Genomic DNA, 12,972 nt, shown 5'->3' with positions numbered 1-12,972 from the left:
GGCGGCTGCGCGGGTGGCGGCTGCGACGCGCCCGCCGACAGCGCGGCGGCCGACGCGGCCACTTCGGACGCCGGCACCCATTCCTCGACGATGCCCCCGGATGCCGCTTCGGGCGCCGAGGCAGCCGACGCCTCGTCGGTATCCGCCTCGGGCGCCGGCTCCACCCGCTGCGTCCTGACCGGTGCGGGCGCCTTCTTCGCGTCGGGCGGGAACCACGTGTCGAACAGGTCCGTCGCGCGTTCGCGCAGCGACGCGAACCAGCCCGGCGACGGCTCGGTATCGAATTTCGCCTTCGTATCGACGAGCCGGGCGCGCTGCGCACGCTGGAAGAAATCGCCGACGATCGGCAGCGCACTGTGCGCGCCCTGCCCCCAGTAGTCGCTGCGCAGCGTCACGCGGCCGTCGTCGAAACCGACCCACGCGCCGGCGACGAGGCCCGGCTGCATCAGGATGAACCAGCCGTCCGCGTTGTCCTGCGTCGTGCCCGTCTTGCCGGCCACGTCGCCACGGATCCCGAAGCGCGTGCGGATGCTGCCGCCCGTGCCGCGCGTCACGACGTCGCGCATCACGCTGAGCAGCGTCTTGTCGGTTTCGGCGTCGAGCGCGCGCTCGGGCGGCGCCGGCGCGTATTCGGCGAGCACGTCGCCCTGGCGGTTCTCGATCCGCGTCACCATCTGCGGCTCGACGTACAGCCCGCCGTTCGCGATCGTCGCGTACGACGCGACCATCTCCTTCAGCGTGACCGGGCTCGTGCCGAGCGCCAGCGACGGCACGCGTTCGAGCGGGCTTTCGCGCACGCCCATGTCGCGTGCGAGTCGGGCCACGGACGCCGGCCCGACCTTCTCCATCACCTGCGCGGTGATCCGGTTGCGCGACAGCGCGACCGCGTCGCGCAGCGTCATCGGCTTGCCGGTGGGCGGCACGTCGTCGTTCGGGCGCCAGATCTCGCCACCCTTCAACGGAATCTCGACCGGCTGGTCGATGAAGGTATCGTCGGGCTTCATCCCGTTCGCGAACGCGACGCCATAGACGAACGGCTTGAACGTCGAGCCCGGCTGGCGCCGCGCCTGCGCGACGTGGTCGAACGGCTCGCGGGTGAAGTCGCGGCTGCCGACCCACGCGCGGATCTGCCCGTCGCGCGGATCGATCGCGAGGAAGCCGGCCTGCACGTCGGTCTTCGTCTTGCACAGCGCGCGCAGGAAGCCGCGGTCGGCCGCGAGCAGCTTCATCGCGGCGGCGTCGTCCTTGCCGGCGTCCTGCGCGGCCTTGTACTCGGGCGACTCGCGCATGAAGGTGCGGAACACCTCGTTGTCGGTGCCGCAGCCGTCGCGGCCGCTCCACGCGTTGTTCGCGATCCCCTGCAGCTGGTTGCCCTGCAGCGTGAGCGCCTGCGTCGCCATCTGCTGCAGCCGCGCGTCGATCGTCGTGCGCACGATCAGCCCGTCCGAGTAGATGTTGTAGTCGTTGCGGTCGGCCCACGCGATCAGCCATTTGCGCAGCTGCTGCGCGAAGTGCGGTGCCGGCCCCGGCGGCTCCTTCTGGCGCTCGAAGTCGATCCGCAGCGGCCGGCGCTGCAGCTGCGCGAACTGTGCGGGCGACAGCTTGCCGTACTTCACCATCTGGCCGAGCACCGTGTTGCGCCGCTGCAGCGCGCGCTCGGGGTTCAGCACCGGGTTGTAGTAACTGTTGCCCTTCAGCATCCCGACCAGCGTTGCGCTGTCGAGCACGTCGAGCTCGTTGGCCGACTTGTCGAAATAGGTGCGCGCGGCCATCTCGACGCCGTACGCGTTGTACAGGAACGGCACCGTGTTCAGGTAGGTCTCGAGGATCTGGTCCTTGCTGTAGACCGCCTCGATCTTCAGCGCGGTGATCGCCTCCTTCACCTTGCGCGTGAGCGTCGGCGCACGCCCGATCTCGTCCGGATACAGGTTGCGCGCGAGCTGCTGCGTGATCGTCGAGCCGCCCTGGCGGCTGCCCGAGAACGTGTGGAGCGCGGCCGACGCCGTGCGCTTCCAGTCGAGGCCGTGATGCTCGTAGAAGCGGTGATCCTCGGTCGCGATCAGCGCATCGACCATGTGCGGCGAGATCTGCTTGAGCGGCACCCACTCGCGGTTCGACGGCTTGAATTCGGCCAGCAGCTTGCCGTCGGCGGACAGCACCTGCGCGGGCTGGTCGACGCGGGCCTTGCGGATGTCGCCGATGCCCGGCGTGAACGGGATGAGCACGACCACGTACACGACGAACAGCGCCGGCACGGCGGCGCCGGCGAGCAACGCGCCGCGGCGCGTCGGGTGACGGACATGGTGCCACGCGGTGGCGGCGAGAGGCTTGACCCGCGCGACGGCGGCAGCCGCGACGGGTTGGGCGCGCGCGACCCATCTGGCACAGAAGGCACGCACTGACGACACGTTTCGGCGATTCACTCGGGTGGAGCTCGGCTGAAAAGGGTGCATCGTACCAAACTCGCGCGGGCCGCCGGACGGCGATGGCCTGGCGGCGACCTACCCGGCGCGCCTGCGCGGGCGGTCCCCACGCAAAAAAGGCGCGCGCCCCGCAACGGGAACGACGCGCCAAGCCTGGTACGACAAACGGGTGGCCGCGCCGGGCGCGGCCGATCGGCGCGGCGATTCAGCGCACGAGAAAACCGTAGGTCAGCGGATCGCGCTCGTCGACGATCCAGTTCGCGAATCCGCAGACATGCGCGCTGCCTTCGACTTCCGGAATCACGGCCGGGATGTCGCCGACCGTCGTTTCGCGCAGCACGCGCCCCTTGAAGACCGTGCCGACGATCGATTCGTTGACGAGTGTGTCGCCGGCCGCGAGCAGCCCGCGCTGGTAGAGCTGCGCGACCCGGCCGCCGGTGCCGGAACCCGTCGGCGAACGGTCGACCTCGCGATCCGCGAACACGCAGCAGTTCGCCTGCGTCGAGCCCGGGTGGCGCGGCGCATTCGCGATGATCGTGCCGTAGATGTGGTTGATTTCCGGGATCTCCGGATGCACGACCGGGTACTTCGCGTTCGCGGCGGCCTTCACTTCCGCGCCGAAGCGGATCAGCCGTTCCACCGCCGCTTCGCGCACCGGCAGGTCGAACGGCGCACCGTCGACGTAGAAATAGAACGCGCCGCCGTACGCGATGTCGCCGGTCACGGTGCCGAACGACGGCGTCTCGACCGACACGTCGCGCTGCCAGATGAACGACGGCACGTTGACGAAGCGCACCGGCCCCGCGTGCTCGCCGTCCCATTTGACGAATGCCTCGATGAAGCCGCACGGCGCGTCGATGCCGACCCGCGTTTCCGGCACCGTGCGCTGCACCCAGCCGAGCTCGACCGCCGCGGTCGACAGCGCGATCACGCCGTGCCCGCAATGATCGCTGTAGCCCTCGTTGTGCACGAAGATCACGCCGAAATCCGCGTTCGGCGACACAGGCTCGGTCAGGTAGCCGCCGTACATGTCGGCGTGGCCGCGCGGTTCGAACATCAGCGCGCGACGGATCTCGTCGGCGTTGTCCTTGAGCCACGCGCGGCGCTGGACGATCGTGTCGCCGGGCGCGCGCGGCAGCCCGCTCGTGACGATGCGGAACGCTTCGCCGCCGGTATGGACTTCGACGGTGGAAAGGGATCGGGAAATTTTCATGGGGGAATCGAAAGCGTTGAAACGAAGAACGGCGGCCGCGCCGCCGTCCGATGGCAGGCTGGCCGTTACTTCGCGTACGGTTCCGGCAGGCCGTTGCGGATCACGTAGACGGTGGTCGGCGCGCCCTTCAGGTCGCCGTTCGCGTCGAACGAATAGGTGCCCGCGACGCCCGTGTAGTTCGACTTCGCGAGCTGCGCGATCAGCTTCGCCTTGTCGGTGGTCGTGCCGGCCTTGACCATCGCGTCGGCGAGCAGCTTCATCCCGTCGTAGTAGTTCACGCCGTAGACCTGCGTATCGGTGTGATACGTGTCGTGGTACTTCTTCAGGAATTCGCGCCCGGCCGCCGTCTTCTCGAGCGCGACGCCACCCTGCGCGCAGTAGACGATCGACGCCGCCTCGCCCGCGACCTTGCCCATGTCGGCCGAGCAGATGCCGTCGCCGCCGAGCAGCTTCGCGCGCAGGCCTCGCTGCTTCATCTGCTTGGCCATCGGCGCGCCCTGTGCCGCATAGCCGCCGAGGAAGATCACGTCGGGGTTGCTGGCCTTGATCTTGGTGAGAATGCCGAGGAAATCGGTGGCCGACGAACTCGTGAATTCCTGGTCGACGATCTTGATGCCGTTCGCCTTCGCGACATTCATGAACTGCTCGGCCACGCCCTGCCCGTACGCGGTGCGATCGTCGATCACGGCGGCGGTCTTCGCATTCAGCGTCTTCGCGGCGAAGGTCGCCATCGTGCCGCCGAGCTGCTCGTCGCTCGCGCCGATCCGGAAGATGTTCTTGAAGCCCTGCTTCGTCAGTGCCGGGTTCGACGCGACCGGCAGCATCGGCACGCCGGCGCTCGAGTACACGCGCGAGGCGGGAATCGCGACGCCCGAGTTGTACGGCCCGAGCACCGCGACGACGCCCTTGTCGACGAGGTTCTGCGCGACCTGCACGCCGGCCTTCGGGTCGGCCTGGTCGTCGTCGGAGACCAGTTTGAAGGTGACGGTCTTGCCGGCGACCTTGATGCCGGCCTTGTTGAGTTCGTCGACGGCCAGGCGCGCGCCGTTTTCATTGTCCTTGCCGTTCGCGGCCTGCGGGCCGGTCAGCGGCGCCGAGTGGCCGATCGTGACGACTTCCTGCGCCTGCGCGGAAGTCAGCGCGCCGGCGGCGATGGCCACCGAGAGCGCGGTAACGAGGTGTCGCATGATGTCTCCTGATTGGTTTTGTGTGAAACCAATGTAGGATACGCGTGGTCACCGCGCAAGCAATTTCAAAATAAGAACTGCGATTCTGGTCATTTTTCAGACCAGAACGAACCCGGCGCGGTCACTTCGGTGCGATGTCGCGCCGCACGCGGCGGATGTGCTGCTCGACATAGAACGCCGCCGCATCCGCGTCGCCGGACACGATCGCCTCGTAGATCAGCCGGTGTTCGGACACGTAGAGCCGGATCCGGCCCGCATCGTAGATGCCGTCGTCCTTCAGCCGCTTCCACAGCGGCTGGTCCATCGTCTTCGCGACTTCGTCCGCGATCTTCACCATCAGCGCGTCGCCGGTCATCAGCGCGAGTTGCCGGTGGAACAGCCGGTCGCTCTCGTTCCACAGCGCGCGCTGATGCGGATCGTCGACGTCGGTAATGGTTTCCATCTGGGCCAGATAGCGTTCGGCGCCCGGGTCGGCTCGGCCGTGCGCAGCCGCGAGGCGCGCGATCGCGGGCTCCAGGATCAGCCGCACGTCGAGCGTCGACGTCGGGCTGAAATCGGGCTCGGCCGCCCGGTGGCTGTCGCCGCGCTGCGCGAGCACGTCGAGCGGCGACGCGACGACGTAGGTGCCCGAATTGCGCTTCGTGAACACGAGCCCTTCGTTCTGCAGCGCGCCGAGCGCCTCGCGCACGGCCGGCCGGCCGACCTGGAACAGCCCCGCGAGCTCGCGCTCGGACGGCAGCCGCGACTCGGCGGCATAGCGCCCCGCGCGGATTTCGTCGCGGATCTTCTCGGCCACCTGCTCGTAAATCTGCAGCGGCCTGAAACCGCCTTCGAGTGTGTCGGGACGCGCGGACATCATCGTATGGCTCCTGCCCGCTCGCGGGCGTGAATCGGGAATGGGTTCGCACTATACCGGAGCGCGCCGGCATCGAGGCCATGGCGCCCCTTCTGGACAGATATTAGAACCAAAAACGGCGAGGCGCTTTATTTTCTGGGTTGCAGGTGGGCCAGCAAGTGGTATAGATTCGATCCACACTGCCCTGTGTCACGGTATCCGGCAGCTCTTGGCGGGCGCGGCATGCGCCCGTCGTCCACGCTCACCGACGCATGCGACGTACACGATGACCGCTCTTTCCCCGATTCCCGTTTTCGACGCGGCCGACACGGCCGCGCTGCTCGACTACCCGGCGCTGCTCGCCACGCTCAGGCAGGCCGTCGCCGACTATGCGGCGGGCGAGATCGTCAGCCCCGAACGCCTGGTCGTGCCGCTGCAGGCGGGCGGCGTGATGCTGTCGATGCCGTCGAGCGCGCGCGACCTCGCGACCCACAAGCTCGTGAACGTATGCCCGGGCAACGGCGCGCGCGGGCTGCCGACGATCCTCGGCCAGGTCACCGCCTACGACGCGACCACCGGCGAGATGCGCTTCGCGCTCGACGGCCCGACGGTCACCGGGCGCCGCACGGCGGCCATCACCGCGCTCGGCATCCAGGCGCTGCAGGGCGCCGCGCCGCGCGACATCCTGCTGATCGGCACCGGGAAACAGGCGGCCAATCACGCGGAAGCGCTCGCCGCGATCTTTCCCGAAGCGCGCCTTCACGTGCGCGGCACAAGCGCCGACAGCACAGCGGCATTCTGTGCCGCGCACCGCGCGCAGGCGCCGCGCCTCGTGCCGCTCGACGGCGACGCGATCCCCGATGCAATCGACGTGGTCGTCACGCTGACGACGAGCCGCACGCCCGTCTATCGCGAAGCCGCGCGCGAAGGCCGGCTCGTGGTCGGCGTCGGCGCGTTCACCGCGGACGCGGCCGAGATCGACGCGAACACGGTGCGCGCCAGCCGGCTGGTCGTCGACGATCCGGCCGGCGCGCGCCACGAAGCCGGCGACCTGATCGTCGCGCAGGTCGACTGGCAGCACGTCGCATCGCTCGCCGACGTGCTGGGCGGCGCATTCGACCGCAGCGGGCCGCTGCTGTTCAAGAGCGTCGGCTGTGCGGCGTGGGATCTCGCCGCGTGCCGCACGGCGCGCGATGCGCTGGCCGCGCGCCAGGCCGGCTGACCCGCCAACCTCCCCCTTCAGCCGCGCTCGCGGCATCGCCACCGCGGGGCCGCTCCGGCGATTTCCCGTACGCGTTGTAGGAATCGCCCTACAACGCGTCGCAGCGGCCTACATCAACTTCCAATTCGGCCGATTTCATTTTCGGCGGCGCAACACGATACTGCCGGCATGAATGCCAGCCAGTTACCCGCCGCGCTCCGGGTGTTTCTCGTCGATCACGCCGTCGCCGTCCGGCAGCGGATCGCGCTGCTCGTCGGCGCGATCCGCGGTGTCGCCGTCGTCGGCGAAGCGGAAGACGGCCAGGACGCGTGGACGCATATCCGCAGCAGCCAGGCGGACGTGGTGATCGTCGACCTGCGGCTGGCGGACGGCAGCGGCCTCGAGCTGATCGGGACGCTGTCGAAGGCCGCGCCGCGCGTCGTCACGATCGTGCTGACGAATCACTCGGCACCGGCATTCAGAGAGGCATGCGCGTTGGCCGGAGCCGACTACTTCTTCGACAAGACCGTCGAATTCGACGCCGCATGCCAGGTCATCGAATCCCTGGCGCACGCTCGCGTGCACCACCCCTGACGAGCCGGAGTGACTCATGTCCACAGCCACCCCCTGCGCCGCCGACGTATCCATCGCGCCTCGGCCGACGATTCCGCTTCGCGCGGTCACGCGCGCCGACGCCGCCAAGCATCCCGCCGCGCGCTGCTCGGTGTGCGCAATGCGCACGATGTGCCTGCCGCCGCACCTGACCGCAGCCGAATACGGCCGCCTCGACTCGATCATCTGCACGACCCGGCAGGTGCGCCAGGGCGACGCGCTGTTCCGCACCGACGATCCGTTCCAGAGCATCTATGCGGTGCGCGCGGGTTCGTTCAAGACGGTGATGATGCATCGCGACGGCCGCGAACACGTGACGGGCTTCCAGATTGCCGGTGAAACGCTCGGGATGGACGGCATCGGCGGCGGCCAGCATTGCTGCGACGCGATCGCGCTCGAGGACAGCGTCGTGTGCATCATCCCGTTCGGTGCGCTCGAAGCGGCGTGCCGCGAGATCAAGCCGATGCAGCACTTCCTCTACCAGATGCTGAGCAGCGAGATCGTCCGCGAATCGAGCCAGATGCTGCTGCTCGGCACGATGTCGGCCGAGCAACGCGTCGCGCATTTCCTGCTGAACCTGTCGTCGCGCTTCGAGGCGCGCGGCTATTCGGCGACGGAATTCAACCTGCGGATGACGCGCGAGGAAATCGGCTGCTATCTCGGGATGAAGCTCGAAACCGTGAGCCGGATGTTCTCGCGGTTCCATCGCGAAGCGCTGGTCGAAACGCGCGGCAAGCGCGTGCGCATCATCGACTCGCAAGCGCTCGCACGGGTCTGACAACCCGGAACCCAGGCTGCGCCTGACGGCACCGCGCGCGATGCATCATTGCACCGCGCCATCGGCCGCCGCGTTGCGCAGCCCCACCCTTGCACCGGCCGCCTGGCACGCGATCAGCGCCTGTTCGGCCTGCATGAACGCGCGGCGCAGCGCGTCGTCCAGGTTGCCGCCGACGCACGGCGGCAGCGGCCAGCGCGCCGTGTCGTGCATCACGAGGTCGAGTCGTACGTCGTACACGCGTGCGCCATCGGCGTCGGCGCTCGCTTCAATGGCGAGGTGACAGCCGCCGATCAGCGTGCGAAACCGTTCGAGCCGCACCAGCTGCGCGCCGGCTTCGGCTTCGACCGCGGCGCTCCCCGTGAATCCCAGGCAGGCGATCTGCATGCCCACGCCCATGTCGTGTCTCCTGACGGGGCCGCCCGCTCGTCGACCGCCTTGCATGTGCCGCCCGCACCGAAAGGCGGCGGCACGTGTTGCCCGTGGCACGGCGCGATTTCTGCGATCGCTGCCCGGCCGATAGTCTGCCCGCGCCGTCGCCGGCGCGGGTCCGTTCATACGTTGAAGGTCTGCGACGTCTTCATCTCGATCCACGTCATGCCGGCCCGCAGCCCTTCGATCATCGCCTCGCGCTCGGTCGGATACGCATGGCTGTGCTCGAACGTATGATGAAAACGCGCGGCGCCGGTGCCGTGCTCGACCGACACGCGGCAGCGGAATTCGCCCGATTCGCACGGGCGCGTCTCGACTTCGACGGACCAGTCGCGTTCGTGAATGTTGCCCTGCAGTGTCATGCGCCCTCCTGCGGTATCAGTCTCCGAGCCGGAAGTGGCCGCTGTGCAGCAGCACCGGCCGGCCGCCGATTTCCTCGAGCATGCGTCGTGCCATCGCCTCGATCGCCGACCGGTGCGCGTCGAATGCGGCCAGCAGGTCGCGTTCGAGCAGCGACGGCGCGCCGAAATGATCCTCCAGCGCCTCGGCCGTGACCGCGCACTGCACGCACCGTCCGTCGACCAGCGCCGAAAACGCCACGACCAGGTCGCGTGCGCAATATTCGGGGGGTTCCGGCGGGAAAACAATCTGCATCTGTCGGCCTGTCATCGTCGTGATGGCTCCATGACAAGAGCATAGTGGCGCGCGCGCCCGCACGCTTGACCCACGTCAACCGGTTCGCTGCACCGCACGATGACGGCGCGGCGGCGTGCCGGCGCGGCTGCGCGATGCCGCTACAAACGGCTGTCAGCCCGCGTCGGGCTCGATCGCCGCGCCGCGCTCCGCGAGCAGCTCGCGCAGCACGCTGCGGTGGCAATGGCGCTCGTCGTCGCAATAGCAGCCGATCGAAAACGCGGTGGTCGCCGACAGCGCCGCCAGCAGGTCGAGCACCTTCGGCGCATCGCCATGCGCCATCTCCGCACGGAAGTGACGCCGGAACGCGTTCCATTCGGCATCGGTTTCGGCGGCCTGCGCCTGCGCGACGAGTTCCGGGCTCGGCGACAGCGTCGGCAACCATACATCATAGTAGTTGCGCGACGCGAATTCCGCCTTCGGCACGCCGCGCGGCGGCCGCCGCACCGTGCCGATCCGCAGGCCCTCGCCGGCCGCGCGCGGCGTGCCGAGCTGGATGATCCGGATGCCCATGTGCTTCCTTCCGAGTTGCGTGGGATGCCGTGATCGTACCGCCGTGCCTGCCCCCGCGTCAGCCGGGTGGCGCACATTGCGGCCGCACAACGAAAAACCGGCTGCCCCCTTGCGGAGACAGCCGGTTCGGCCAGCCGCGTGGCGCGCCGGAGCGCGCCGCGCTCAGACGCCGCTCTTCAGTACCTTGCCGATGGCATCCGCGACGATGGCGACGTTCGAGTCGTTCAGGCCCGCGACGCACATCCGGCCGGAACGCAGGACGTACACGCCGTGCACTTCGCGCAGCGCGTCGACCTGCGATTCGGTCAGGCCCGTGTACGTGAACATCCCGCGCTGCTTCACGTAGCGCGTCAGTGCCTCGCCGCTGACGTGGTCGCGCAGGCCGTCATGGATCGACTGGCGCATCCGCGCGATGCGGCGGCACATCGCCGCCAGTTCCTCTTCCCACTGCTTGCGCAGCGCGGGCGTGCCGAGCACGGTTGCCACGACCTTCGCGCCGTAGGTTTGCGGGTTGCTGTAGTTCGAGCGCACCGCGCCGGCCAGCTGGCCGAGCACGCGGTCGGCCGCGGCGGCATCCTCGCAGACGACGCTCAGGCCGCCCACGCGCTCGCCGTACAGCGAGAAGTTCTTCGAGAACGAGTTCGCGACCAGCGCCGGCACGCCGCGGCGGGCCAGCTCGCGCACCGCGAACGCGTCCGCGTCGAGACCCGCGCCGAAGCCCTGGTACGCCATGTCGACGAACGGCAGCAGCCCGCGCGCCTCGATCACGTCGATCAGCTTCTCCCACTGGCCTTCGTCGAGGTCGACACCGGTCGGGTTGTGGCAGCACGCGTGCAGCAGCACGATGCTGCGCGCCGGCAGCGCGTCGATCGCCGCGAGCATCGCGTCGAACTTCAGGCCGCCCGTCGCCTCGTCGTAGTACGGATACGTGTTCACCGTGAAGCCGGCGCGCTCGAAGATGAAACGGTGGTTTTCCCAGCTCGGATCGCTGAGCCACACCTGCGATTCCGGGAAGTAGCGCTTCAGGAAATCGGCGCCGACCTTCAGTGCGCCGGAGCCGCCGAGCGTCTGCAGCGTCGCGATGCGGCCAGCCGCGCGGGCCGGGTGATCGGCGCCGAACACGAGCGCCTGCACGGCGTCGCGATACGCGGCCAGGCCGACCATCGGCAGGTACGGCTTCGCGCCGCTGTCGCGCTGCAGCGCGGTTTCGGCTTCGCGCACGGCGCCCATCACCGGAATCCGGCCTTCGGCGTCGAAGTAGATGCCGATGCTCAGGTTGACCTTTTGGTCGCGCGGATCTTTCTGGAAGTTCTCGTTGAGCGTGAGGATCGGGTCGCCCGGGTACGCGTCGATGTGTTCGAACATGGCTTGAGTCGGTCTCGTTTGGAAGAATGATCGGTCGTGGCCTGCGTCAGCGTGCGGATGCGCCGTCGTGCACCGCATAGCCTGCATTCTTCTGACGGAAGCGATACCCGACCGCGAGCACCGCGAGCCATACCGGGATCAGGTACACCGACAGGCGGAGATCCGGCGTCAGGTACATCACGACGAGAATGCCGGCCATGAAAGCCAGGCACAGGTAATTCGTGAAAGGATAGCCCAGACTGCGGAAGGAAGTCTCCTCCCCGGCTGCCCGCTTGGCCTGGCGGAACTTCAGGTGGATCAGCGTGATCATCGCCCAGTTGATGATCAGCGCCGACACGACGAGGCCCATCAGCACCTCGAACGCCTTGCCCGGCATGAAGTAGTTGACCAGCACGCACACGCCGGTCGCGAGCGCCGACGCGCCGAGCGCGGCGAGCGGAATGCCGCGCTTGTTCACCGAGCACAGCACCTTCGGCGCATTGCCCTGCTTCGCGAGGCCGAACAGCATCCGGCTGTTGCTATACACGCCGCTGTTGTAGACCGACAGCGCGGCCGTCAGCACGACCACGTTCAGCACGTTGGCCACCAGATTGCTGCTCAGCGCGTGGAAGATCAGCACGAACGGGCTGCCGCCGGTGACGACCTTTTCCCACGGGTACAGCGACAGCAGCACGGCGAGCGCGCCGATGTAGAAAATCAGGATGCGATAGATCACCTGGTTCGTCGCGCGCGGAATGCTGCGCTTCGGATCGTCGGCCTCGGCCGCGGTGATGCCGATCAGCTCCAGCCCGCCGAACGAGAACATGATCGCGGCCATCGACATCACGAGCCCCGACACGCCGTTCGGGAAGAAGCCGCCGTGCTGCCACAGGTTCCGGACACTCGCCTCCGGCCCCGCATGGCCGCTCGCGAGCAGCCAGCCGCCGAAGCCGATCATGCCGACGATCGCGGCCACCTTGATGATCGAGAACCAGAATTCCGTCTCGCCGTACGACTTCACGCTGGCCAGGTTGAGCAGGTTGATCGCGACGAAGAAGACCAGCGCCGACACCCAGGTCGGCACGCCCGGCCACCAGTACTGCACGTAGATCCCGACGGCCGACAGCTCGGCCATGCTGACGAGGATGTACAGCACCCAGTAGTTCCAGCCCGACAGGAAGCCGGTGAAGTGGCCGACGTACTTGTTGGCGAAGTAGCTGAACGAGCCGGCGACGGGCTCGTCGACGACCATCTCGCCGAGCTGGCGCATGATGAAGAACGCGACGATGCCGGCCACCGCATAGCCGAGCAGCACCGACGGGCCCGCCATCTTGATCGTCTGCGCGATGCCGAGGAACAGCCCCGTGCCGAGCGCGCCGCCGAGCGCAATCAGCTGGATGTGCCGGTTCTTCAGCCCGCGCTTCAGGCCGTCGCTCTCGTTTCCAGAAACCATGTCTTCTCCACTCTGTCCGCCCCCGCCTGCAGCGGGGTGCGGCGCGCCTCGGTGTGCCGGGCGCTGTTTTGCTGTGCCGGGGCCGTTCGTGGAGCCGCCGGGTTGGGGACTGCAATCTTCGCGTGGCGGCGCCCGATTCGCGTCGGCGTGCCCGCCAGACCGGCCGCCGACCGTCGCCGCGCCCGCCTTGCTGCGTTCGCACACGAAAATCCGGCGTCAGTTTAGCGTCGCGACGGCGAAATCGGGTTTCGTAACCCGTTCATGCAAACCCTACATTATGAGATAAGATTG

The 12,972-nt window shown here is 68.3% G+C and carries 13 protein-coding genes; 3 read left to right on the top strand and 10 right to left on the bottom strand.

The annotated features are described in order from the left end of the window. The 4 genes from G3N98_RS04650 to G3N98_RS04635 form a co-directional block, all read right to left on the bottom strand. The coding region (locus G3N98_RS04650) for a transglycosylase domain-containing protein (protein WP_206147397.1) at window positions 1-2,453 on the bottom strand (2,453 nt) is incomplete at its 3' end. 175 nt (window positions 2,454-2,628) lie between these two features. Next, the gene (lhpH, locus tag G3N98_RS04645) at window positions 2,629-3,636 is read right to left on the bottom strand and encodes a trans-3-hydroxy-L-proline dehydratase (protein WP_089474827.1); all 1,008 of its coding nucleotides are present in this window, start codon (window positions 3,634-3,636) and stop codon (window positions 2,629-2,631) included. Between the two features lie 65 nt (window positions 3,637-3,701). Then, the gene (locus G3N98_RS04640) at window positions 3,702-4,823 is read right to left on the bottom strand and encodes a branched-chain amino acid ABC transporter substrate-binding protein (RefSeq protein WP_089427529.1); all 1,122 of its coding nucleotides are present in this window, start codon (window positions 4,821-4,823) and stop codon (window positions 3,702-3,704) included. A gap of 121 nt (window positions 4,824-4,944) precedes the next feature. Next, window positions 4,945-5,682, bottom strand: a complete 738-nt coding sequence (locus G3N98_RS04635) for a GntR family transcriptional regulator (RefSeq protein ID WP_175238701.1) — start codon at window positions 5,680-5,682, stop codon at window positions 4,945-4,947. A 262-nt stretch (window positions 5,683-5,944) separates the two neighbouring features. Here G3N98_RS04635 and lhpI point away from each other — a divergent pair, with 262 nt between their 5' ends. The 3 genes from lhpI (at window position 5,945) to G3N98_RS04620 (ending at window position 8,249) form a co-directional block, all read left to right on the top strand. Further along, on the top strand, window positions 5,945-6,880 hold the full coding sequence (lhpI, locus tag G3N98_RS04630) for a bifunctional Delta(1)-pyrroline-2-carboxylate/Delta(1)-piperideine-2-carboxylate reductase (protein WP_089474825.1): 936 nt from the start codon (window positions 5,945-5,947) through the stop codon (window positions 6,878-6,880). Window positions 6,881-7,048: 168 nt separating this feature from the next. Beyond that, on the top strand, window positions 7,049-7,453 hold the full coding sequence (locus G3N98_RS04625; protein WP_089474824.1) for a response regulator transcription factor: 405 nt from the start codon (window positions 7,049-7,051) through the stop codon (window positions 7,451-7,453). A gap of 16 nt (window positions 7,454-7,469) precedes the next feature. Further along, the gene (locus G3N98_RS04620) at window positions 7,470-8,249 is read left to right on the top strand and encodes a helix-turn-helix domain-containing protein (RefSeq protein ID WP_089427533.1); all 780 of its coding nucleotides are present in this window, start codon (window positions 7,470-7,472) and stop codon (window positions 8,247-8,249) included. 45 nt (window positions 8,250-8,294) lie between these two features. Here G3N98_RS04620 and G3N98_RS04615 read toward each other — a convergent pair whose 3' ends face one another. From G3N98_RS04615 to G3N98_RS04590, 6 genes are all read right to left on the bottom strand, one after another. After that, the gene (locus G3N98_RS04615) at window positions 8,295-8,645 is read right to left on the bottom strand and encodes a metal ABC transporter ATPase (RefSeq protein ID WP_206147389.1); all 351 of its coding nucleotides are present in this window, start codon (window positions 8,643-8,645) and stop codon (window positions 8,295-8,297) included. A gap of 155 nt (window positions 8,646-8,800) precedes the next feature. After that, complete coding sequence (locus G3N98_RS04610) at window positions 8,801-9,040, bottom strand: hypothetical protein (RefSeq protein ID WP_039367346.1); 240 nt, start codon at window positions 9,038-9,040, stop codon at window positions 8,801-8,803. Window positions 9,041-9,056: 16 nt separating this feature from the next. Next, complete coding sequence (locus tag G3N98_RS04605) at window positions 9,057-9,347, bottom strand: DUF1488 domain-containing protein (protein ID WP_089427535.1); 291 nt, start codon at window positions 9,345-9,347, stop codon at window positions 9,057-9,059. A 138-nt stretch (window positions 9,348-9,485) separates the two neighbouring features. After that, window positions 9,486-9,884: a DUF488 family protein gene (locus tag G3N98_RS04600; protein ID WP_011355271.1), complete on the bottom strand. Its 399-nt coding sequence runs from the start codon at window positions 9,882-9,884 to the stop codon at window positions 9,486-9,488. 162 nt (window positions 9,885-10,046) lie between these two features. Continuing rightward, window positions 10,047-11,249 (bottom strand): amino acid aminotransferase, encoded by a 1,203-nt coding sequence (locus G3N98_RS04595; RefSeq protein WP_089474821.1) that lies wholly within the window; start codon window positions 11,247-11,249, stop codon window positions 10,047-10,049. Window positions 11,250-11,295: 46 nt separating this feature from the next. Then, on the bottom strand, window positions 11,296-12,681 hold the full coding sequence (locus tag G3N98_RS04590) for an amino acid permease (protein ID WP_069251526.1): 1,386 nt from the start codon (window positions 12,679-12,681) through the stop codon (window positions 11,296-11,298). Window positions 12,682-12,972 lie beyond the last annotated feature (291 nt).

The sequence above is a fragment of the Burkholderia sp. Tr-20390 genome (assembly GCF_017104595.1).
Lineage (GTDB): Bacteria > Pseudomonadota > Gammaproteobacteria > Burkholderiales > Burkholderiaceae > Burkholderia.
Note: the sequence above shows the minus strand (reverse complement) of the source record. Positions and strands in the feature narration are given on the sequence as shown.

Bases quoted from the DNA above. Each gene is read 5' to 3' on its own strand.
- G3N98_RS04590 (WP_069251526.1), bottom strand. From the start codon at position 12,681: ATGGTTTCTGGAAACGAGAGCGACGGCCTGAAGCGCGGGCTGAAGAAC.
- lhpI (WP_089474825.1), top strand. From the start codon at position 5,945: ATGACCGCTCTTTCCCCGATTCCCGTTTTCGACGCGGCCGACACGGCC.
- G3N98_RS04625 (WP_089474824.1), top strand. From the start codon at position 7,049: ATGAATGCCAGCCAGTTACCCGCCGCGCTCCGGGTGTTTCTCGTCGAT.
- G3N98_RS04615 (WP_206147389.1), bottom strand. From the start codon at position 8,645: ATGGGCGTGGGCATGCAGATCGCCTGCCTGGGATTCACGGGGAGCGCC.
- G3N98_RS04600 (WP_011355271.1), bottom strand. From the start codon at position 9,884: ATGGGCATCCGGATCATCCAGCTCGGCACGCCGCGCGCGGCCGGCGAG.
- G3N98_RS04605 (WP_089427535.1), bottom strand. From the start codon at position 9,347: ATGACAGGCCGACAGATGCAGATTGTTTTCCCGCCGGAACCCCCCGAA.
- G3N98_RS04610 (WP_039367346.1), bottom strand. From the start codon at position 9,040: ATGACACTGCAGGGCAACATTCACGAACGCGACTGGTCCGTCGAAGTC.
- G3N98_RS04595 (WP_089474821.1), bottom strand. From the start codon at position 11,249: ATGTTCGAACACATCGACGCGTACCCGGGCGACCCGATCCTCACGCTC.
- G3N98_RS04620 (WP_089427533.1), top strand. From the start codon at position 7,470: ATGTCCACAGCCACCCCCTGCGCCGCCGACGTATCCATCGCGCCTCGG.
- G3N98_RS04635 (WP_175238701.1), bottom strand. From the start codon at position 5,682: ATGATGTCCGCGCGTCCCGACACACTCGAAGGCGGTTTCAGGCCGCTG.
- lhpH (WP_089474827.1), bottom strand. From the start codon at position 3,636: ATGAAAATTTCCCGATCCCTTTCCACCGTCGAAGTCCATACCGGCGGC.
- G3N98_RS04640 (WP_089427529.1), bottom strand. From the start codon at position 4,823: ATGCGACACCTCGTTACCGCGCTCTCGGTGGCCATCGCCGCCGGCGCG.